A 23588-nucleotide genomic window follows, 5' to 3' on the forward strand; every position below is an offset into this window, starting at 1 on the left:
GTAAAAATAAAAAATGCAGCGCTATTTATCTCAAAGCGCTGCATTTTTTTAATTAGTATATTTTTCGTATATTATTCTTTTTCGCGTCCAAAACGTTCGAAAACATTTACATACGTATTGAAAGTTTTCTTGTGTTGTTCATAGAAAGCTTTGTCGTTATTATGGTCCATAACCTGCAATAAACTTCTGTAGCGCTCAATATCTGTAATAATATCCATTGCTAAATCAGTTTGATCTCCCGGAGGCAACGTTGCGTAGTAATTTAAATTTTCGTTGTATTTTTTTACTAGTTTGTTAAGTAAATCATGAGCTTTTGCAGTTTCTCCAACTTTGTAGTAGCCATCGGCAAACGGTTCAACTAATGAATAATAACCAAATTTATCCACAGGCATTTTAGTCATAGCTAAATTAATAACGTTTTTAGCCTTGTCAATTTTACCTTCAGCAATAAGTTGATTCATTAAACGAGATAAGTTGGTGCGGTACGTGATGCTGTTTCTTCTTGTCTCAGGATCATGATAGATTTTATCGCTTTCGCTATTTCCCCAATCCCACTTCATTACAATATCATATGTTTTGTCTGCGTCAATTTGCCCCATATCCATTGGTCCGCCATCTTTTGAAGGGACATTTCTTACAGGAACTAATTTGTAGACCATACCATCTAATTGCAAATAGTTTTTTAACCACAAATAGTCTTCATCGTCAAAAGCACCACCGCTAAAATAAATTGGTCGTTTCCAGTTGTTATTGGCTAATATATCAAGCATCATCAGGCGATTCTTGTAAATTGCACTTCCTTTGATGTCAATGTCCATAAAAGGAACAATTGAGTCGTTATATTTCGGGTTTACAACTTTGTTTTTGATGATTGTATTTTTGTCAACAGTAATTCTGATTTTGTTAGTTGGGTAATAATGAATCGTTTGTCCGTTTTGCAAACCAACAGTTGATTTAGGATTTTTGATAAAATCAATAAAACCTTTTATATCCCAGCGAGTATCAACTTTCTGAATATATGCTACATAATCCAGTTTGTCTCCTACATAATCTTCGTGTGAAAATGATATTGGCAAAGGATCAGATTCATAAGCTTTGGCTTTCATTTGATCAATATACCAGTCTGTCATAAATAAACTAGTGTTTACAATTTTTACATCTGTTCTAAAATGTTCGATTTCCTGAGCATACCATAGAGGGAATGTGTCATTATCGCCAATGGTAAATAAAATAGCGTTTTTATCACAAGAGCTTAAGTATGCTTTTGCCATTGCAACTGCAGTATATCTATTTGATCTGTCGTGATCATCCCAGTTTTGAGACGCCATTAAAATAGGGGCAGCTAATAAACTTGCTCCAATGATAACCGGTCCGGCAATTTTTGGTGCAAGATATTTTTGAATGCTTTCATAAAGTGAATAAACACCAAAACCGATCCAGATGGCAAATACATAAAAGGATCCTACAAGTGCATAATCTCTTTCTCGTGGTTCGAATGGTCTTTCATTCAAATAAATTTTTAATGCAATTCCGGTAAATAGGAATAGAGCCAGAAGGACATAAAAACTTTTTAAATCTTTATTGGCATGATACATTATTCCAATAAGACCCAAAATAAAAGGTAAAAAGAAATAAGCATTACGACCTTTGTTGTTTAAAACATCAGATGGAAGTTTGTCCTGAGATCCTAAATGGAGCGAGTCAAGCGCTTTGATACCACTGATCCAGTTTCCATCTAAATTGTCGTATTTTCCTTGAACATCACTTTGGCGTCCAACAAAATTCCACATTAAATATCTCCAGTACATGTATCCAAATTGATATTCGAACATAAAGCTGAAGTTATCTGTAGTTGTTGGTTTTTCAATAATTAAATATTCTCCGTAGCTTTTTAAGAATTTAATATAACCTTCGTTGTCAATTTGTTTTTGAGCATATGCTTTTCTGAATTCAGAAACAGTTTTTTCAACCTCATTTCTTAATTGTGCAGTAGCTTTGTTGTATTCGTCTTCACTTAATTGACTAGCATCAATTCCGTATTTTGCCAAATCGTCTTCATAGTTGTAATTCGGATTAATTCTGAATTTCGGAGGATTTGTAAAACTAATGTAATTTTGAATATGACCAGTTTCAGTACTCCACATTCTTGGCAAAATCGTTTTTTGATTGTCATCAGAATTTTGCTCTGCATTTTTATAGTTGTTGGTAATAATGTATTTACCAGTTTTATAATCTCTTTCGTAGTTTGGTTTTTTGTCTAAATATGGTGTTTTTTCATCAAGTCCGGAGAAAACTTCAGTATACTGAGGGCCGTAAAACAAAGGATTTACACCATATTGTTCACGGTTGTAATACGCTAAAACCTCAATAGCATCAGATGGTTTATTTTCATTGATTACTGTATTAGCATTAGCACGAACTGGCAACATCATCCAGGTAGAGAAACCAATTAGAATAAATAAAATACATAATATAATAGTATTGTAAAAAATCAAACCTTTTTGTTTGGTGTATTTCAATCCGAAGTAGAAGAAAGCAATAAAGACTAATGCAACAAAAAGAGTTCCTGAATTAAATGGCAATCCCATGCTGTTTACCATGAAAATTTCAGTTTTTCCAAAGAAAGCCATTGTTAAAGGAAGAAGTAATTTGAAGATAAATAACAAAATACCAATTACTACAACATTTGCAATAAGGAAGTTTTTGATGGTTACTTTTTCATAATGTTTGAAATAGTAAAGGAATCCTATTGAAGGAATCGTTAATAAAGCCATAAAGTGAACTCCAAATGAAAGTCCAATAACCAAAGAAATAATCAATAGCCATTTGTTGCCTTTTGGTTTGTCCATGTCTTGTTCCCAGCGAAGACCAAGCCAAAAAAGCAAAGCAATTAATAAAGAAGCCATTGCATAAACTTCTGCTTCAACTGCATTAAACCAAAAGCTATCTGAGAAAGTATAGGCTAAAGCTCCAACAAAAGAACTTCCTAAAATAACAATTGAATTGTTTTGATCAATTTCAGCAAAACGAGCAACAATCTTTTTTAAGATCATCGACGAAGACCAGAACATAAATAGGATTGTAAATGCGCTTGAAAAAACAGACATCATATTAACCATTAAGGCTACATGTTGCGCATCTATAGCAAACATGGCAAAAAAGGCTCCCATCATTTGGAATAAAGGTGCTCCTGGTGGGTGGCCAACTTCTAGTTTAGCTGCTGTGGCAATATACTCGCCACAATCCCAAAAGCTCATTGTAGGTTCAACTGTTAGTGTGTAGGTAATTAAAGCGATTGCAAATGCAAACCAACCAATAATTGTATTCCATTTATTGAAATTGAATTGTGCCATATTTAGGTGTTAAAATTTTGTATGTTTTTATGCCCTACAAAGAAAATGTTTTTTTACGTAAAGAAACGAGCATTAACAAAAAATTCTATAAAACTATCTTTAAGGAGTAATGTGTTGGTTATAAGAATCTTCCAAAGTAGTGGGTGATTTTAAAGTGAAAAAAAACTAAAAAAAAATATTTTTTTAGTTAAAAAGTTTGTGCAAACTAAATAAAACCTTAAATTTGCACTCGCTTAATCGCACTGCTGGTCTATGGTGTAATGGTAACACTACGGTTTTTGGTGCCGTCTTTCTAGGTTCGAGTCCTAGTAGACCAACATAAAAAGCCTCTCAGAAATGAGAGGCTTTTTTTTATGTAAAAAAGTTTTATTTAAAATTTGGATAAATAAAATAAAGTTCTAATTTTGCACCCGCTTAACCGCACTGCTGGTCTATGGTGTAATGGTAACACTACGGTTTTTGGTGCCGTCTTTCTAGGTTCGAGTCCTAGTAGACCAACATAAAAGCTCCTCAATTGAGGAGCTTTTTTTTATGCGTCATATTTAAGTCAGGTATTAGATACGGAGGTTTTACTTATATTTTGAAAGTGATAACAGGTTTAATAGAGTGATTTACGAGTCCTTCACTGATGCTTCCGTTAAAAAAGTGTGCGAAACCAGTTCTTCCGTGTGTGCACATTCCAATTGTATCGGCATTTATACTATTGGAGAAATTCAGAATTCCTTTTTCTATATTGGTGTCATTGTAAATTTGTGTAGTATAATTTGTAAGGTTGAATGTCGTTATGAAATTCTTCATCGCTTTTTCGGCAACATGTGTTGGTTTGAAACTGTTTGGTGTGCAAATAGTGACAAGATGGATTTTTGAATCAAAAAAACGGGTGAAGTTTAATAGTTTTTCAAATGGTTTTTTCGTTTCTTCTGAAAAATCAGAAGCGAAGACAATATTGGCTGCATTAAAATTTGGGATTTCTTTTTTAATGACTAAAACGGGAATTTCAGAATTGCGTACTACTTTTTCAGTATTGGAGCCAATTAATAATTCTTCTATGCCTGAAGAGCCATGTGAGCCCATAATGATTAAATCGACCTCGTAGTCAGTGCTTACTTGTGTAATTCCGTGTATTGGTTTGTCCATTTTTACAATTTCGGTCACTGAAATTCCGTCTAAATAGGGTTTTGAAGATACTTGGTCTAACATTTCGTTTGCTTTTTTCATGAAAAGCATTGTTTCAGGAATGCTTGCGCCACCCAAAATAGCATCGTTTGTTTGGTTTGGAAGTTCAAGCATGTGTAAAATGATAATTTCGGAATCATTTTTTTTAGCAATTTGCGCAGCAACTTTTAGAGCGTCTTCTGCGTGTTCTGAGAAGTCAGTAGGTACTAGAATTCGTTTCATAATTTTTTGGGTTAAATTATTTGAATAATCTATTATTTTAATGCTATATAAAGATAAGAAATATTTTTAGAGCAATCTATTTATTTGGTTTATAAAAAAATCACTATATTTGCACCGTTATTTATTAAAATCTAAATAATGAGGGGACTAAGTGTCCCCTCTTTTTATAAAATTATGACATTTAAAGAAAAAGTAAACGGATTAATTGAAGAAGCTCTTCTGGAAAAGCCATCGATCTTTCTGATTGATTTAGCGGTTTCAGATTCTTATAAGATTAGTGTTGGTTTAGACGGAGATAATGGTGTGGCATTGCAGGATTGTATTGATATTAGCCGTGCTATTGAGAATAATCTTGACCGTGAAGAGCAGGATTTTTCGCTTGAAGTTGCTTCGGTTGGAGTAGGTTCGCCGTTGAAAATGATAAGGCAATACAAGAAAAATATTGGTAGAACGTTGATTGTTACTACAAATACTGAAAAAATTGAAGCAGAATTGGTAGAAGCTAACGATGTTTTTATAATTTTGTCTTGGGAAGCAAGAGAACCGAAAAAAGTAGGAAAAGGAAAAGAAACAGTTCAAAAAGAGCAACAAATACCTTATACAGAAATTAAAGAGGCAATTGTTACAGTAACATTTTAATTAAAGAATTCGCATGGAAAATTTAGCATTAATCGATTCATTCTCAGAGTTTAAAGATAATAAACTTATTGATCGTGTAACGCTTATGGCAATTTTGGAGGACGTGTTTAGAAATGCATTGAAGAAAAAATACGGTTCTGATGATAACTTTGACATTATTATAAATCCTGATAAAGGAGATATGGAGATATGGAGAAGAAGAGTGATCGTTGCTGACGAAGATCTTGATTTTGAGAACGAAGAAATTACCTTGACTGAAGCAAGATTGATTGAAGCGGATTTTGAAATTGGTGAAGAAGTTTCTGAAGAAGTTAAATTGATTGATTTAGGAAGAAGAGCTATTTTAGCTTTGCGTCAAAACTTAATATCTAAAATTCACGAACACGATAATACGAATCTTTACAAACAATTTAAAGATATTATCGGTGATATATATACTGCAGAAGTGCACCACGTGCGTCCAAGAGTTGTTATCTTGGTGGATGACGAAGGAAATGAAATTGTACTTCCAAAAGAAAAACAAATTCCATCTGACTTTTTCCGTAAAGGAGATAATGTTCGTGGAATTATTGAAAGTGTTGAATTGAAAGGAAATAAGCCTCAAATTATTATGTCTAGAACTTCTGAGAAGTTTTTAGAGAAATTGTTTGAGCAAGAAATTCCGGAAGTATTCGACGGATTAATTACAGTTAAAAATGTAGTTCGTATCCCAGGTGAAAAAGCAAAAGTAGCGGTAGATTCTTACGATGATAGAATTGACCCTGTTGGAGCTTGTGTTGGTATGAAAGGTTCTCGTATTCATGGAATTGTTCGTGAATTAGGAAACGAAAATATCGACGTAATCAACTACACAAATAATATTCAATTGTTTATCACTAGAGCTCTAAGCCCTGCAAAAGTTTCTTCTATTAAAATTGATGAAGAGAATAAAAGAGCTGAAGTTTTCTTGAAATTAGAAGAAGTTTCTAAAGCAATTGGTAGAGGAGGTCATAACATTAAATTAGCAGGTCAGTTGACAGGTTATGAATTGGATGTTATCCGTGAAGGAGATGTGGCTGGTACGGTTGCAGATGAAGATGATGTTGAATTAACAGAGTTTTCAGATGAAATCGAAGAATGGGTTATAGAAGAGTTTGCAAAAATAGGTTTGGATACTGCTAAAAGTATTTTGAAACACGACGTAGAAGATTTAGTAAGAAGAACGGATTTGGAAGAGGAAACAATTCTAGACGTTATGAAAATACTAAAAGAAGAGTTTGATAGCTAGAATATAGCTGAATATCTGCTCTAACAACACAACGAAAAAGGTAATAATAAAAAGGTTATATGTCTGAAGAGAGAGTAATAAGAATAAACAAGGTTTTAAGGGAATTAAATATTTCGTTAGAAAGAGCTGTTGATTATCTAAAAGATAAGGGAATTGCTATTGATGCAAATCCTAATGCGAAAATTTCTGATAGCGAATTTAATATCCTACAAAGCCAATTTGCGGGCGATAAGGGGAATAAGGAAGCTTCTAAAGAGGTAGGGGAAGAGAAAAGAAAAGAAAAAGAAGCATTACGTGTTGAACGTGAGAAAGAAATTGAAGACAAACGCAGACAAGACGAGGAGCGCCAAAAACAGCAGGAAATTATAAAAGCGAGAGCGGTTGTAACTGGTCCTGTTCAAGTTGGTAAAATAGATTTAAACCCAAAGAAACCTGCAATTGTTTCTACTCCTGAGGAGCCGGCTAAAGTTGAAGAACCAAAAGCTGTTGTTGCTCCTGTTCAGCCAGAAAAACCTGTTCAAAAAGAAATTGTGAAACCAGAGCCTGTGGCTCCAGTTGTTTCTGAAGAGAAAAAGGTAGAAAAGCCAATTATTACAGAGAAAAAAGAAGTAAAAGCTGAAGCTCCAAAAGTTGCTCAGGAACCGGTTGTTTCAACTGATCCAACAACTTCTGAGGAGACTATCACTACTCAATATCAAAAATTATCTGGAACTACTCTTACTGGGCAGACAATTGATTTGTCTCAATTCAATAAGCCTAAGAAAAAGAAAGAGGATCCGAAAATTACTCCTAATAAGCCGGGAGCTCCTGGAGTAGGAAATAACGCTAATAAGAATAAGCGTAAAAGAATTGCTCCAAAACCGGGAACTCCGGGTGCGCCAAAACCTGCAACAGGTAATGCGCCAGGAACACCTAATCCTAATAAAATTACACCTAATTCAGGTGGAGGTTTTAATGCTAACAGAAATGCAAGACCTGGTTTTGTAAAAGGAAACCGTCCTGCGATTGTTGCAAAAGTAGAGCCGACTGAAGAAGAAGTAAAAAATCAGATTAGAGAAACTCTTGAAAAACTTCAGGGTAAAGGTGGTAAATCTAAAGCTGCTAAATACAGAAGAGATAAAAGAGAAACGCACCGTCAGAAATCTGACGATGAGCAAAGAGCTCTTGATGAAGGAAGTAAAACGATTAAAGTTACGGAATTCGTTACTGTAGGTGAAATTGCTATCATGATGGATGTGCCGATTACTAAAGTAATTGGAACTTGTATGTCTCTTGGAATCATGGTAACAATGAATCAGCGTTTAGATGCTGAAACATTGACTATTGTAGCAGATGAATTTGGTTACGAAGTTGAATTTATTACTGTTGATATCGAAGAAGCTATCACTGTAGTTGAAGATAGAGAAGAAGATTTAGTTACAAGAGCGCCAATTGTTACGGTAATGGGTCACGTTGACCACGGTAAAACATCTTTACTGGATTATATCCGTAAAGAAAATGTTATCGCTGGTGAGTCTGGAGGTATTACACAGCACATTGGAGCATATGGAGTAACTTTAGATAATGGTCAAAAAATAGCATTTTTAGATACTCCGGGTCACGAGGCGTTTACAGCGATGCGTGCGCGTGGAGCTCAGGTTACGGATATTGCGATTATTGTGATCGCGGCCGATGATGATATCATGCCACAAACAAAAGAGGCAATCAGTCATGCTCAGGCTGCTGGAGTGCCAATTATATTTGCAATCAATAAAGTTGATAAGCCAAATGCTAATCCTGATAAGATTAAAGAAAGATTAGCAGGTATGAATTTACTTGTTGAAGATTGGGGTGGTAAAATTCAGTCGCATGATATTTCTGCAAAAACAGGTTTGGGTGTGAAAGAATTATTGGAGAAAGTTTTATTAGAAGCTGAAATTTTAGATTTGAAAGCAAACCCTAATAAAGCAGCTCAGGGAACTGTAGTTGAGGCTTTCTTAGATAAAGGAAAAGGATATGTTTCTACAATTTTGGTACAACAAGGTACCTTGAAAATTGGAGATTATATGTTGGCTGGAAAACACCATGGAAAAGTTAAAGCGATGCATGATGAAAGAGGACATACTGTTTTAGAAGCAGGACCTTCAACTCCGGTGTCAGTTTTAGGTTTAGATGGTGCGGCTACTGCGGGTGATAAGTTCAATGTGTTCGAAGATGAAAAAGAGGCAAAACAAATTGCATCTAAGCGTTCTCAGTTAATGCGTGAACAATCAGTACGTACACAACGTCATATTACACTTGACGAAATTGGACGTCGTATTGCTCTTGGTCAGTTTAAAGAATTGAATGTAATTCTTAAAGGAGACGTTGATGGATCTGTTGAAGCGTTATCAGATTCATTCTCTAAACTTTCTACTGAAGAAGTTCAGATTAATATTATTCATAAAGGAGTTGGTGCGATTACAGAAACCGATGTTAATTTAGCTTCTGCATCAGATGCGATTATTATCGGATTTAACGTTCGTCCTGCAGGAAATGCTAGACAGCTTGCAGATAAAGAGGAAATCGATATCCGTTACTACTCTATTATTTATGCGGCAATCGACGACTTGAAAGATGCGATGGAAGGAATGTTAGCTCCTGAAATGAAAGAAGAAGTTTTAGGAACAGCTGAAATTCGTGAGATTTTCAAAATTTCTAAAGTTGGTTCAATCGCAGGTTGTATGGTTACTGATGGTAAGATCTTGAGAACTTCTAAAATTAGAGTTATTAGAGATGGCGTAGTTGTTCATACAGGAGAATTGGTTGCTTTAAAACGATTCAAAGATGATGTTAAAGAAGTAACTAAAGGATACGATTGTGGTATTCAGATTAAAGGATTTAATGACATCGAAGAAAGAGATGTTATTGAAGCATACCATGAGGTTGCAATCAAAAAGAAATTGAAATAATTTTCAATATAAATTCAAAAAGTTCCAATGAAAATTGGAACTTTTTTTTTGCTCTAAATTTACGGCCGAATTTGATAATTGTATTTTTATTTATTTAGACGAAATGGGGTTATTTTTGATTAGAATTGATTGTTTGTTAAACGATTAGTATTTTCTGTTGTTTTTTGGTTGGGGTTTCTGGTATTTCTTTAGGATAAGAAGTAGTAGAGGGAAAATTACCACCAATAGGTAGTGTTTTAGTTGGGGATTATTATGGGGTAGATGTTTCTGTTAATGTTGCAATTTCTGCTCAAAAATTGGAAGCAGGGTTAAATGGTCAAAAAAAAAATAGAGAATGTTGTTGTAAAGGGAATAGCTGAAAATGTTTGTAAAAAGAGAGGATGCTGGGTCATTATAAAGACAGAAAATGGTTCTTCTTTCTTTGTCAAGATGAAGGATTATGCATTTTTTGTTCCTACTACATTAATAGAAAAAAATGTTGTTTTGGAGGGATGCTGAGAGAAAAATCACTTCCGTTGAGGAGCTAAAAGATTATGCTAAATATGCAAAGAAAACACAAGATGAAATTGATGTAATTACTTCTTCAAAAGAAGAAAATAGTTTTCTAGCAAACGGAATTAAAGCGGTAAAAATAGTCTGAGAAAAATACGTATTTATAGCATTAGGATTTTTTAATATTGTAACAAAAAAAAGCGAGATTAGATCTCGCTTTTTTTGATTGTATTTTTAAAGTGTTTTACTTACCTGGTTTAAGTAAAAAAACACTTTTGTATCTTTTCTTTATATCGGCAAGATTTCTTTCTGCTTCAATTCTGGTTTTGAAATTCCCAACAATAACTTTGTAATTTGGAGTGTTGAAAATTATTGTGCCGTCAAGAGAAGAGAACTCTCTTTTGAAATCAGATAATGTTTTTTTTGCTTCTTCGCTTTTGCCGCTAAAAATCTGAATTCGGTATGTGTCGTTTGTACTTATTGATGTGTTAATTTTGCGCTTGTCATTGAGTAATTGCTCAAATTTAGCGTCTTGGGTCAGTGTTAAATTTTGATCCTGTGCATGAATATTATATGCTAATGCAAACGTTGTAAATGTTAAGAAAACTCTTTTTGAAGGGGTTAAAATTCTCATAATGTGATGGTTTTTATGCAAAAATAGTATTTAAAGTTTGTATGGAAAATTTTAATATTATTTAGAATTGATATAAATTGATATTTAAGACTATTTTAAGGTTTTGAGAATAACACATAAGTCGTATTTTTGTGCAAGTTTTAAAAGAAGGTATTGATTTTTGTCTGATTTACTACAGAAAAAATCATACCAAAAATTAGTAGATAATTATTATACTATATGAAAAAGGTGGGTAACCATAATTCGATCTCAAGAAAATTGCTGCTTAGTTTATCGCTAACGCTAATTTTCTCCCTAACTTCATTTGCTCAAGATCCTGCTGCAGCTCCTGCGGCACCTGAAGCTGCTGCTCCAGCTGCTACATCTGGTGGTGATCCGGTAAAAGGGAAAGAACTTTTTAATGCAAATTGCGCTGCATGTCACAAATTAGACGCTAAATCAACTGGTCCAGCTCTTCGAGGAGTTGCTGATAAGCATGATATGGCTTGGATTTACAAGTGGGTGCACAATAGTTCTGACATGATTAAGTCAGGGGATGCTACTGCTGTTAAACTTTTTGAAGAAAACAACAAAGCAGTAATGACTTCTTTTCCTCAATTATCTGAGGGTGATATTGATAATATTATAGCTTATACTTCTGAGAAAAAAGCTGAAGTTGCTACGACTCCTGGAACTGTTCCTCCAGGTGGAAAAGTTGAAGGCGGCGGAATTTCGAATAATGTTATTTTAGGGGCTCTTGCTCTTGTAATGGCTATTTTGGTTGTAATGTTGTTTATGGTGAACAAGGTTTTAACTAAAGTTGCTAGTAATAATGGAATTGAGGTTGCTCCTAAAGAAGGAAGAACTCCTATCTGGAAAGCTTTTGCTAAAAATCAATTCTTAGTACTTGTTACTTCTATCTTCTTATTATTAGCTAGTGGTTATTTTGTGTACGGATATTTAATGCAGGTAGGTGTGGATCAAAATTATGAGCCAATTCAGCCAATCCACTATTCTCACAAAATTCACGCTGGAGATAACGAGATCAATTGTAAATATTGTCACTCTGCTGCTCGTGTAAGTAAAACAGCTGGTATTCCTTCTTTGAATGTTTGTATGAACTGTCATAAAAACATTTCTGAAGTTGCTGAGACTACTGCTACTGCTGAGTACAGCAAAGCATTCTACGATGCTCAAATTCAAAAATTATACGATGCTGTTGGTTGGGATAAAACTAAACAAGCTTATACAGGAAAAACTCAACCTGTAAAATGGGTTCGTATTCATAATTTGCCTGATTTTGTTTACTTTAACCACTCACAACACGTTAATGTTGCGGGAGTTGAATGTCAAACTTGTCACGGTCCGGTACAGGAATTTGAAATCATGAAGCAATACTCTAAATTAACAATGGGATGGTGTGTTGATTGCCATAGAAAAACTGATGTTAAGATGGAAGGAAATGCATATTATGATAAAATTCATGCTGAGCTTTCTAAAAAATACGGTGTAGAGAAATTAACTGCAGCGCAAATGGGAGGTTTAGAATGCGGTAAATGCCACTATTAATCGAATTATTAAGATTTTAATATTTATATACAATGTCATCAAACAAAAAATACTGGAAAAGTGTTGAAGAACTAGAAAATAGTTCTATTGTTGAGGCGCTTAGAAATAACGAATTTGTTGAAGAAATTCCTACTGATGAATTCTTAGGAAATGCTGAGGCTTTAGCTTCATCAGGAACTTCACGTCGTGACTTTTTAAAGTACGTAGGGTTTAGTACTGCAGCGGTAACGCTTGCTGCCTGCGAAGGTCCTGTGCACAAGTCTATTCCTTATGTTTTACAACCAGAGCAAATCATCCCTGGAGTTGCTGATTACTATGCGACTACTATTTTTGATGGTTTTGATTTTGCTAATCTTTTGGTGAAAACTCGTGAGGGTCGTCCAATTAAAGTAGAAAATAATACTATTGCTGGTGCTAAATTTTCAGCGAATGCTAGAGTTCATGCTTCGATCTTAGGATTGTATGATAGTAGCCGTTTGAAAGAGCCTAAATTGGATGGTAAAAACAGTAGCTGGTCTGCTGTTGATTTAAAAATTAAATCAAGTCTTGCTGATGCTAAAGCAAAAGGAGGACAAGTGGTTTTGTTAACCAATACATTGGCAAGTCCAACAACTGAAAAGTTAATTGCTGAATTTATTGCTAAAAATCCAACTGCAAAACATGTTGTTTATGATGCAGTTTCTTCATCTGAAGCATTAGATGCATTTGAAGCAGTTTATGGAGAAAGAGCTTTAGTAGATTATGATTTCTCAAAAGCTTCTCTAATTGTATCTGTTGGAGCTGATTTCTTAGGAGACTGGCAAGGTGGTGGATATGATTCTGGATATGCAAAAGGACGTATTCCTCAAAATGGAAAAATGTCTCGTCATTTTCAGTTTGAATCAAATATGACATTATCTGGAGCTGCTGCTGATAAGCGTGTTCCAATGACTACTGCTGATCAAAAACAGGCTTTAGTTCAAATTTATAATATTATTGTAGGTGCTTCTATCCCGGTTAATTTAGATGCTAAGTTTAAAGCTGAAGTTGTTAAAGCTGCTCAGCAATTGAAAGCTGCTGGTTCTAAAGGGGTTTTAGTATCTGGAATTGAAGATAAAAATGCTCAATTATTAGTTTTGGCTATTAATCAAGCGTTAGCTAGCGAATCATTTAGTACTGCTGGTACTAGACAAATTAGAAAAGGTTCTAATGCTGCTGTAGCTCAATTAGTAAAAGATATGAATGCTGGAAGTGTTCATACTTTGATCATGAGTGGAATTAATCCTGTTTACACTTTAGCTGATTCAGCTTCTTTTGAATCTGGATTGAAAAAAGTAAAAACATCAGTTGCTTTTTCTTTGAAAGAAGATGAAACTGCTTCTGTTGTTACAATTGCTGCTCCAGCACCTCACTATTTAGAGTCTTGGGGAGATGTAGTAATTACTAAAGGAACTTATAGCTTAACGCAACCAACTATCCGTCCTATATTCAATACAAAACAATTTCAAGATGTTTTATTGTCTTTAAATGGTGTTGGTGGAAGTTTCTACGATTATTTAAAAGCAAATTCTGCTGGTATTATTACTGGTACTTCTTGGAATAAAGTTTTACATGATGGAGTTTTTGTAGCTGGTTCTGCAGCTTTGTCTGGTGGATCTTTTGATTATGCTGGTGCTGCAAGTGCATTGTCAAAATCAAAACCTGCAGGAGATTTTGAACTAGTATTATACACTAAAACTGGTATGGGAGACGGACAACATGCAAACAACCCTTGGTTGCAGGAGTTTCCGGATCCAATCACAAGAGTTTCTTGGGATAACTACGTTACCGTTTCAAATGCTGACGCTACGAAATTAGGTTTGTCAAATGAAATTGTAGCTAATGGAGGTTTGAATGGTAGTTATGCTACTATTACTACTGCCGATGGTGTTAAATTGGAGAATGTTCCAGTTATTGTTCAGCCTGGACAAGCAGTTGGAACTATTGGTTTAGCTGTTGGATATGGTCGTAAAGCATCTTTAAAAGAAGAAATGCAAGTAGGTTTAAATGCTTACGCTTTATATAAAAACTTTAATAATGTTCAGTCTGTTTCTTTAGCGAAAGCTAGTGGAGTACATGAGTTTGCTTGTGTTCAAGGGCAAAAAACATTAATGGGTAGAGGTGATATCATTAAAGAAACTACTTTAGAGATATTCAATACTAAAGATGCTGAGCATTGGAACGAAAAACCAATGGTATCTTTAGATCACCAAGAGGTTGAAGCTACAACAGTTGATTTATGGGAATCATTTGATCGTTCTACTGGACATCATTTTAATCTTTCAATTGACTTAAACGCTTGTACAGGTTGTGGAGCATGTGTTATTGCTTGCCACGCTGAAAACAACGTTCCTGTTGTAGGTAAAGCTGAAGTAAGAAGAAGTCGTGATATGCACTGGTTGCGTATCGATAGATATTATTCTTCTGAAAGTACTTTCGAAGGAGATAATGAAAGAAAAGAAGGAATTGCAGGATTATCTAGTTCATTGTCTACATTCAATGAAATGGAAAAACCTGGAGACAATCCGCAAGTAGCATTCCAGCCAGTTATGTGTCAACACTGTAATCACGCACCTTGTGAAACAGTTTGTCCTGTAGCTGCAACATCTCACGGTCGTGAAGGTCAAAACCACATGGCTTACAACAGATGTGTTGGTACTCGTTACTGTGCAAATAACTGTCCGTATAAAGTTCGTCGTTTCAACTGGTTCTTGTACAACAAAAACAGTGAATTCGATTATCACATGAATGATGATTTAGGTCGTATGGTTTTAAATCCTGACGTAAACGTTCGTTCTCGTGGAGTTATGGAAAAATGTTCTATGTGTATTCAAATGACACAGGCGACTAAATTGAAAGCTAAAAATGAAGGTCGTCCGGTTGCTGATGGAGAATTCCAAACAGCATGTTCAAATGCTTGTTCTTCTGGAGCGATGATATTTGGTGATGTTAATGATGCTGAAAGTAAAGTTGCTAAATTAGCTGCTGATGATAGATCATACCATTTATTGGAGCATGTTGGAACAAAACCTAATGTGGTTTACCATGTTAAAGTTAGAAATACTTAGAATAAATTATTAATTAAGAAACATATAAAGGATTATGTCGTCTCACTACGAAGCACCCATTAGAAAACCTTTAGTTATAGGTGATAAATCTTATCACGATGTAACTGTAGATGTGGCAGCACCTGTTGAAGGTCCTGCAAATAAACAATGGTGGATTGTATTTTCAATCGCATTAATAGCCTTCCTTTGGGGGTTAGGTTGTATAATTTACACTGTATCTACCGGAATTGGAACATGGGGATTAAATAAAACAGTTGGTTGGGCTTGGGATATTACTAACTTCGTTTGGTGGGTTGGTATTGGTCACGCCGGAACATTAATTTCTGCGGTATTATTACTTTTCCGTCAACGTTGGAGAATGGCTATTAACCGTTCTGCAGAAGCAATGACTATCTTCTCAGTAGTTCAAGCAGGTTTATTTCCAATTATTCACATGGGTCGCCCATGGTTAGCATACTGGGTTTTACCTATTCCAAACCAATTTGGTTCATTATGGGTAAACTTTAACTCACCATTACTTTGGGACGTATTCGCAATTTCAACTTATCTTTCAGTATCATTAGTTTTCTGGTGGACTGGTTTATTACCTGATTTTGCAATGCTACGTGATAGAGCTATAACGCCGTTTAACAAAAGAGTTTATTCTATCTTAAGTTTTGGATGGAGTGGTAGAGCAAAAGACTGGCAACGTTTTGAAGAAGTTTCATTAGTATTAGCTGGTTTAGCTACTCCTCTTGTACTTTCTGTTCACACGATTGTATCGATGGACTTTGCTACTTCTGTAATCCCAGGATGGCATACAACAATTTTCCCTCCATACTTCGTTGCTGGAGCAGTATTCTCAGGATTTGCGATGGTAAATACATTGTTGATCGTTATGAGAAAAGTTTCTAACCTTGAAGCGTATATTACATTGCAACATATCGAATTAATGAACATTATTATTATGATCACTGGTTCTATCGTTGGTGTGGCTTACATTACTGAGTTATTTGTAGCTTGGTATTCAGGTGTAGAGTATGAGCAATATGCGTTCTTAAACAGAGCTACTGGACCTTACTGGTGGGCATATTGGTCAATGATGACTTGTAATGTTTTCTCTCCACAATTTATGTGGTTTAAAAAACTTAGAACAAGTATCATGTTCTCATTCATCATTTCGATTGTTGTAAACATCGGAATGTGGTTTGAAAGATTTGTAATTATTGTTACTTCTTTACATAGAGATTACCTTCCATCTTCTTGGACAATGTTTTCACCAACATTTGTTGATATTGGAATTTTCATTGGAACAATTGGTTTCTTCTTCGTATTGTTTTTATTATACTCTAGAACATTCCCTGTAATTGCTCAGGCAGAGGTAAAAACAATTTTGAAAGGAACAGGAGATAATTACATTAGAGAAAGAGCAAATAGTAAAGATTCACATCATGAGTAATAAAGTAATATACGCCATTTATAATGACGATGATATTTTGATGGATGCAGTAAAGAAAACAAGAGCTGCTCATCATCATATTGAAGAGGTTTTTACTCCATTCCCAGTTCACGGATTGGATAAAGCTATGGGTTTAGCACCAACAAGATTAGCAATTTGTGCGTTCCTTTATGGATGTGTTGGTATTTCTGTAGCAACATTTATGATGAGCTATATCATGATTCATGATTGGCCACAGGATATTGGAGGTAAACCAAGTTTTAGTTTCATTCAAAATATGCCTTCTTTTGTGCCTATTATGTTTGAGATGACAGTATTTTTTGCTGCTCACTTAATGGTAATCACTTTTTATATGAGAAGTAGATTATGGCCATTTAAGCAGGCTGAGAATCCTGATGTAAGAACAACAGATGACCATTTCTTAATGGAAGTTGCTGTAAGCGATAATGAAGCTGAATTGGTTTCTTTTTTCGAAGGTACAGGAGCTGTTGAAGTTAAAGTAATTGAAAAGAATTAATTGTAGCTATGAAAAGGATATATAAAATAACACTTTTAGTTGGTATAACTATTTTAGTTTCTTCTTGCCACAATAATTCGGCACCAAACTATCAGTACTTTCCAAATATGTATGAATCTGTAGGTTATGAGCCTTATGCAGAAGCAAAAGTATTTAAAGGAGGAAAAGAGGGTCAACTTCCTGTTGAAGGAACTATTAATAGAGGTTTTGAACCTTATGAATATGAAAATTCGACTGCAGGTTATGAATTAGCAAAAGCTAATTTAAAATCGCCTTTGACTGAAGCAGATAGAAATTCTGGAAAAGGAAAAGAACTTTTCGAAATTTATTGTATCAGTTGCCATGGTGCGGCTGGAAATGGAAAAGGTAAATTGGTTGAGAGAGAAAAATTTCTTGGAGTACCTAGCTATAAAGACAGAGTAATTACTGAAGGAAGTATCTTTCATGTTGAAACTTATGGTTTAAATGCAATGGGTTCACACGCAAATCAATTAAGTGCCCATGAACGTTGGTTAGTTGCTGACTATGTTCTAAAACTAAAAAGCCAATTATAATTGTTGAACAAACTGATCGTAATAGATATGTACACATTTTCAAGTAAATTAAAAACATTTTCTTTCATTCTAATGGCCGTTGGTATATTAGGGATTGGATATGGTTTTTTAAAAGCTCCTAAAAATATTGAAGAGGTAGAAGCTCTTCTTGCAAAAGAGGCATCTGAGCACGGTGGAGGACATGGTGAGGCTGCAGCTGCACATCATGAAGCTGCTGCTGAAGCAACTCATCACGTAGAATCTGAAGCTGTTCATCATGAAGAAGCTGCAGCTGCATCTGCTGAAGTTGCTGTAAATAAAGATTCAGTTGTTTCAAGTAAAGATTCAGTTATAGCTCCTGAAGCTAAATCTGAAGAAGCTCATGCTCCAGCTGTAAAAGATGAAGTAAAAAATGAGAAACATGCTGAAGTTTCACATGAAGGGCATGATCCTAAAGCTCATGCTAAACACGTTTTACACCAATTACAAAACAAACCATGGTCAGCATTATATGTTGCTTGTATTTTCTTTTTACTGCTTTCTATGGGGGTTTTAGCATTTTATGCTATTCAACAAGTTGCTCAGGCAGGTTGGTCTCCGGTTTTATTTAGAGTTATGCAAGGAATTACAGCTTACTTACCAGCTGGTTCTATTATTTTCTTTATAATTTTAGTTTTATGCGGTTTACATTTTAACCATATTTTTGTATGGTTAGGAGAGGGTGTTACTGATCCTTCACATGCAAACTACGATGCTATTATTGCTGGTAAATCTGGTTATTTAAACTTTCCATTTTGGATTGCTAGAGCTTTCATCTTCTTATTAGGATGGAACTTGTACCGTCACTATTCTGCTAAAAATTGTTTAGCTCAGGATGAAGCGAATGACGATTTGTACTATAAAAAGAACTTTAAAATATCTGCTGGATTCTTAGTTTTCTTCATTGTTTCTGAGTCTATTATGTCTTGGGACTGGATTATGTCATTCGATCCACATTGGTTTAGTACATTATTTGGATGGTATGTTTTTGCTTCTTTCTTTGTAAGTGGTATTACGTCAATCGCATTGGTGACAATTTATTTGAAATCTAAAGGATATTTAGAATACGTAAATACAAGCCATATACACGATTTAGCTAAATTTATGTTTGGTATTAGTGTTTTCTGGACTTATTTATGGTTCTCTCAGTTTATGTTGATTTGGTATGCTAATATTCCTGAAGAGGTTACTTATTTTGTAACAAGAATTCAGTTGTATAACTTACCATTCTTTGGAGCTGTTGTTATGAATTTTGTATTCCCATTATTAATATTGATCAATACAGACTTTAAACGTCTTAATTGGGTAATTGTAATGGCAGGTATTGTGATCTTACTAGGTCATTATGTTGATTTCTTTAATATGATTATGCCTGGTACAGTTGGTGATCAATGGTTTATTGGTGTTCCAGAAATTGCATCTATTCTTTTCTTCTTAGGATTGTTTATTTTTGTTGTATTTACTGCATTAACTAAGGCTCCTTTGTTGGCAAAAAGAAATCCTTTCATTGAAGAAAGTAAACATTTTCATTATTAATATTTAAAGAAGTAAACAGATGACAAGTTTGTTGGTAATTATAGTTTTAGTTTTATTAGCAGTTGCGTTATGGCAGTTGACCAAGATATTTGATCTTACTCAGGTAGGAGCTTCTTCGGACGATTCGCAGGTTGCATCAGATAATGATAATAATGTTCAGGGATATGTTATGTTTGGCTTCTTGGCATTCATATATATATTTACAATTTATGGTTTACTAAAATGGGGAGGCTTGGTACTTCATACTCCTGCTTCAGAGCACGGTCTTTTAGTAGATAATTTAATGAATATTACTTGGGTTTTAATTTTTGTAGTTCAGTTCATTACTCAAGGTTTATTATATTGGTTTTCTTTTAAAAATAGAGGACATAAAGATAGAAAAGCATTATTTTTTGCTGATAGTAATAAATTAGAGGCAATTTGGAGTATTATTCCTTCTGTAGTTTTGGCTTGTTTGATTCTTTACGGATTGTATGCTTGGAACAACATCATGTTTGTGGATAAAGATGAAGATGTTGTTGAAATTGAATTATATGCTCAGCAATTTAAATGGACTGCAAGATATGCAGGTCAGGATAATGTATTAGGAAAAGCAAACGTTCGTTTAATTGAAGGTGTTAATACTTTAGGTGTTGATATGTCTGATCCTAATGCACAAGATGATATTGTTGTTACTGAATTGCATATTCCAAAAGGAAAAAAAGTTCACTTTAAAATGCGTTCTCAAGACGTATTGCACTCTGCTTACTTTCCTCACTTTAGAGCACAAATGAACTGTGTTCCTGGTATGGTTACTGAATTTGCTTTTGTACCTACTTATACTACTGCTGAATACAGAGAGTTACCTTTCATGGTTGAGAAAGTTGCAAATATCAACAAACTTAGAGCTGAAAAAAGTACTGAATTAGTTGCAAAAGGAGGAACAGCATTGGATCCTTATACATTTGATTATTTATTATTATGTAATAAAATTTGTGGAGCTTCTCACTACAACATGCAAATGAAAGTTGTTGTTGATACTCCTGAAGATTACAAAAAATGGTTAAGTGAAAAAACTACTTTAGCTCAGGATATTAAAGCTGCAAAAGCTGCTGAGAAACCAGCTGAAGGAGCTGCTCCAACAACAGATTCAACTGCAAAAGTAATTGATACTGTAAAAGCGGTTATTGACACTGTAAAAGCAACTGTAGCTAAAGTTGCGATTAAATAATATTATTAAGAAAATTTAAAGTACACATATATGTCAGCAGAAGCGCACGGTCACGATCACGGACACGATCACGAGCACGAACATCATCATAAAGACACATTCATTACTAAATATATCTTTAGTATTGATCACAAAATGATCGCTAAGCAATACTTGATTACGGGTATTATCATGGGGATTATTGGTATCGCTATGTCTTTGCTTTTCAGAATGCAATTGGCTTGGCCAGAAGAGTCTTTCAAAATCTTTAATGTTTTATTAGGAGACAAATTTGCACCTGATGGTGTAATGGCAAATGATATTTATCTGGCTTTAGTTACGATTCACGGTACCATCATGGTATTCTTTGTATTAACAGCTGGTTTAAGTGGTACTTTTAGTAACTTACTTATTCCACTTCAGATTGGAGCAAGAGATATGGCTTCTGGATTTATGAATATGATTTCATACTGGTTGTTCTTTTTATCTGCTGTAGTAATGTTATGTTCTTTATTTGTTGAAGCTGGACCAGCTTCTGCAGGTTGGACAATCTACCCACCATTAAGTGCTTTGCCACAAGCAATTCCAGGATCTGGTACAGGTATGACTTTATGGTTAGTTTCGATGGCTATCTTTATTGCATCTTCTTTAATGGGATCATTAAACTACATTGTAACTGTTATCAATTTAAGAACTAAAGGAATGTCTATGACTAGACTTCCACTTACAATCTGGACATTTTTTGTAACAGCTATTATTGGTGTTATCTCTTTCCCAGTATTATTATCTGCGGCTTTATTATTGATTTTCGATAGAAGTTTTGGTACTTCATTCTTCTTATCTGATATCTATATTGCAGGAGAGGTTTTACATTACCAAGGAGGTTCTCCAGTATTGTTTGAGCACTTATTCTGGTTCTTAGGTCACCCTGAGGTTTACATCGTAATCTTACCTGCAATGGGACTTGTTTCTGAAATTATGGCTACGAACTCTCGTAAACCTATCTTTGGATACAGAGCGATGATTATGTCAGTTCTTGCAATTGCATTCTTATCTACTATTGTATGGGGTCACCACATGTTTATTTCTGGTATGAATCCTTTCTTAGGATCTGTATTTACCTTTACGACTTTATTGATTGCAATTCCATCTGCTGTAAAAGCGTTTAACTGGATTACAACATTATGGAAAGGTAACTTACAATTCAACCCAGCAATGTTATTTTCTATCGGAATGGTTTCTACTTTCATCACTGGAGGTTTAACAGGAATCATTTTAGGTGATAGTACTTTAGATATTAACGTTCATGATACTTACTTCGTAATTGCTCACTTTCACTTAGTAATGGGTATCTCTGCACTTTATGGAATGTTTGCTGGAATTTACCACTGGTTCCCTAAAATGTATGGAAGAATGTTAAACAAAAATTTAGGTTATATTCACTTCTGGATTACTGCAGTTTGTGCGTACGGAGTTTTCTTCCCAATGCACTTTATCGGATTAGCTGGTTTACCAAGACGTTACTATACAAATACTAACTTCCCATTATTTGATGATTTACAAAATGTGAATGTTTTAATTACAACATTCGCTCTTGTAGGAGGCGCATTCCAGTTAGTATTCTTATACAACTTCTTTAGCAGTATTTTCTACGGTAAGAAAGCAGTTCAAAACCCATGGAAATCTACAACTTTAGAGTGGACTACTCCAGTTGAACATATTCACGGTAACTGGCCAGGTGAAATTCCTCATGTATATCGTTGGCCGTATGACTATAGTAACCCAAATCATGATGTAGATTTTGTTCCTCAAAATGTACCAATGAAAGAAGGTGAAGAAGTTTTACACCACTAGAAATATTAGAAAAGACTATCAGAAATGATAGTCTTTTTTTGTTTAGTTAAAATTTTAAACGTTCAGTTTTACTGTTTTACAAACTAATTAGTTTCTATATCTTTGTAGAATGAATGAAAATCTTGATCCTACTACAAAAGGATATAACCCAGAAGAATTAGATCTTGAAAGAAGATTGCGTCCGCTGTCATTTGATGACTTTGCTGGACAAGATCAAGTTTTAGAAAATTTGAAAGTTTTTGTTGCCGCGGCAAATCAGCGTGGTGAAGCTCTTGATCATGCTCTTTTTCATGGGCCTCCAGGACTTGGTAAAACTACATTAGCTAATATCTTGGCTAATGAACTTCAAGTTGGAATCAAAATAACTTCTGGGCCTGTATTAGACAAGCCTGGTGATTTAGCCGGATTATTGACTAATTTGGATGAAAGAGATGTTTTGTTCATTGATGAAATTCATCGATTAAGCCCAGTTGTTGAAGAATATTTATATTCGGCAATGGAGGATTTTAAAATCGATATTATGATCGAATCTGGTCCTAATGCGAGAACGGTTCAGATTAATTTGAATCCGTTTACATTAATTGGTGCAACTACACGTTCTGGTCTATTGACTGCTCCTATGAGAGCTCGTTTTGGAATTTCATCTCGTTTGCAATATTATACTACTGAACTTTTAACGACAATTGTTGAAAGAAGTGCTTCTATTATAAAAATGCCTATCGATCTGGAAGCGGCAATTGAAATTGCTGGACGCAGCCGAGGAACTCCTCGTATCGCAAATGCATTATTGCGTAGAGTACGTGATTTTGCTCAGATAAAAGGTAATGGAAGAATTGATCTTGAAATTTCACGTTATGCACTTAAAGCATTGAATGTAGATGCTCATGGACTTGACGAAATGGACAATAAAATTTTATTGACTATCATTAATAAATTCAAAGGAGGCCCGGTTGGATTGTCAACATTAGCAACTGCAGTTTCTGAAAGCAGTGAGACCATTGAAGAAGTTTACGAGCCGTTTTTAATTCAGGAAGGATTTATTATGCGTACTCCTCGTGGACGCGAGGTTACCGATAAAGCATATAAACATCTTGGAAAAATAAATACGAATATTCAAGGAGGCTTGTTTTAAATC

17 protein-coding genes and 2 tRNA genes are annotated in these 23588 nt (G+C 34.6%); 16 read left to right on the top strand and 3 right to left on the bottom strand.

The window, feature by feature from the left end:
- Positions 1-71: 71 nt before the first annotated feature.
- Entirely contained in the window at positions 72-3353 is a 3282-nt protein-coding gene (locus tag BD847_RS11055; protein ID WP_115888302.1) for a glycosyltransferase family 117 protein, read from the bottom strand.
- Positions 3354-3599: 246 nt separating this feature from the next.
- On the opposite strand from BD847_RS11055, the gene BD847_RS11060 reads away from it, so the two are divergent.
- Positions 3600-3670: transfer RNA gene (locus BD847_RS11060), tRNA-Gln, on the top strand.
- Positions 3671-3780: 110 nt separating this feature from the next.
- Positions 3781-3851 (top strand) — tRNA-Gln (locus tag BD847_RS11065).
- Positions 3852-3926: 75 nt separating this feature from the next.
- Here the strand turns inward: BD847_RS11065 and BD847_RS11070 are convergent.
- Positions 3927-4751 (bottom strand): universal stress protein, encoded by an 825-nt coding sequence (locus BD847_RS11070; RefSeq protein WP_115888303.1) that lies wholly within the window; start codon positions 4749-4751, stop codon positions 3927-3929.
- A 174-nt stretch (positions 4752-4925) separates the two neighbouring features.
- Between BD847_RS11070 and rimP the strand changes: the two genes are divergently transcribed.
- The 5 genes from rimP (at position 4926) to BD847_RS20975 (ending at position 10227) form a co-directional block, all read left to right on the top strand.
- Positions 4926-5390 carry a ribosome assembly cofactor RimP gene (rimP, locus tag BD847_RS11075; protein ID WP_167443848.1) on the top strand — a complete coding sequence of 155 codons (465 nt, stop codon included), beginning with the start codon at positions 4926-4928 and terminating at the stop codon, positions 5388-5390.
- A 13-nt stretch (positions 5391-5403) separates the two neighbouring features.
- Positions 5404-6657 carry a transcription termination factor NusA gene (gene nusA / locus BD847_RS11080; protein WP_115888305.1) on the top strand — a complete coding sequence of 418 codons (1254 nt, stop codon included), beginning with the start codon at positions 5404-5406 and terminating at the stop codon, positions 6655-6657.
- A gap of 59 nt (positions 6658-6716) precedes the next feature.
- The gene (infB, locus tag BD847_RS11085; protein ID WP_115888306.1) at positions 6717-9587 is read left to right on the top strand and encodes a translation initiation factor IF-2; all 2871 of its coding nucleotides are present in this window, start codon (positions 6717-6719) and stop codon (positions 9585-9587) included.
- Positions 9588-9899: 312 nt separating this feature from the next.
- The gene (locus BD847_RS20970; protein ID WP_244201586.1) at positions 9900-10085 is read left to right on the top strand and encodes a DUF4920 domain-containing protein; all 186 of its coding nucleotides are present in this window, start codon (positions 9900-9902) and stop codon (positions 10083-10085) included.
- The gene (locus BD847_RS20975) at positions 10063-10227 is read left to right on the top strand and encodes a hypothetical protein (protein ID WP_244201587.1); all 165 of its coding nucleotides are present in this window, start codon (positions 10063-10065) and stop codon (positions 10225-10227) included. The genes BD847_RS20970 and BD847_RS20975 overlap by 23 nt, the downstream gene beginning before the upstream one ends.
- 96 nt (positions 10228-10323) lie before the next feature.
- On the opposite strand, the gene BD847_RS11095 is transcribed toward BD847_RS20975, so the two are convergent.
- Positions 10324-10713 (bottom strand): SPOR domain-containing protein, encoded by a 390-nt coding sequence (locus BD847_RS11095; RefSeq protein ID WP_115888307.1) that lies wholly within the window; start codon positions 10711-10713, stop codon positions 10324-10326.
- Positions 10714-10932: 219 nt separating this feature from the next.
- Between BD847_RS11095 and BD847_RS11100 the strand changes: the two genes are divergently transcribed.
- The 9 genes from BD847_RS11100 to ruvB all read left to right on the top strand — a co-directional run bounded on the left by BD847_RS11100 (position 10933) and on the right by ruvB (position 23585).
- Positions 10933-12261, top strand: coding sequence for a c-type cytochrome (locus BD847_RS11100; protein WP_115888308.1), 1329 nt, complete (start codon positions 10933-10935; stop codon positions 12259-12261).
- 32 nt (positions 12262-12293) lie between these two features.
- Positions 12294-15347, top strand: a complete 3054-nt coding sequence (locus tag BD847_RS11105; protein ID WP_115888309.1) for a TAT-variant-translocated molybdopterin oxidoreductase — start codon at positions 12294-12296, stop codon at positions 15345-15347.
- A gap of 34 nt (positions 15348-15381) precedes the next feature.
- Positions 15382-16785: an NrfD/PsrC family molybdoenzyme membrane anchor subunit gene (nrfD, locus tag BD847_RS11110; protein WP_008466839.1), complete on the top strand. Its 1404-nt coding sequence runs from the start codon at positions 15382-15384 to the stop codon at positions 16783-16785.
- A complete protein-coding gene (locus tag BD847_RS11115) occupies positions 16778-17302 on the top strand; it encodes a DUF3341 domain-containing protein (RefSeq protein WP_115888310.1) in 525 nt (174 codons plus the stop codon). Before nrfD ends, BD847_RS11115 begins: the two co-directional genes overlap by 8 nt.
- A gap of 8 nt (positions 17303-17310) precedes the next feature.
- On the top strand, positions 17311-17856 hold the full coding sequence (locus BD847_RS11120; protein ID WP_115888311.1) for a c-type cytochrome: 546 nt from the start codon (positions 17311-17313) through the stop codon (positions 17854-17856).
- A gap of 27 nt (positions 17857-17883) precedes the next feature.
- Positions 17884-19410: a quinol:cytochrome C oxidoreductase gene (locus BD847_RS11125; RefSeq protein ID WP_115888312.1), complete on the top strand. Its 1527-nt coding sequence runs from the start codon at positions 17884-17886 to the stop codon at positions 19408-19410.
- 19 nt (positions 19411-19429) lie between these two features.
- Complete coding sequence (locus tag BD847_RS11130) at positions 19430-20620, top strand: cytochrome c oxidase subunit II (protein WP_115888313.1); 1191 nt, start codon at positions 19430-19432, stop codon at positions 20618-20620.
- 30 nt (positions 20621-20650) lie between these two features.
- Positions 20651-22453: a cytochrome c oxidase subunit I gene (locus BD847_RS11135; protein ID WP_115888314.1), complete on the top strand. Its 1803-nt coding sequence runs from the start codon at positions 20651-20653 to the stop codon at positions 22451-22453.
- A gap of 109 nt (positions 22454-22562) precedes the next feature.
- Positions 22563-23585, top strand: coding sequence for a Holliday junction branch migration DNA helicase RuvB (ruvB, locus tag BD847_RS11140; RefSeq protein ID WP_115888315.1), 1023 nt, complete (start codon positions 22563-22565; stop codon positions 23583-23585).
- Positions 23586-23588 lie beyond the last annotated feature (3 nt).

The organism is Flavobacterium cutihirudinis, from assembly GCF_003385895.1.
GTDB classification, from domain to species: Bacteria; Bacteroidota; Bacteroidia; order Flavobacteriales; family Flavobacteriaceae; genus Flavobacterium; species Flavobacterium cutihirudinis.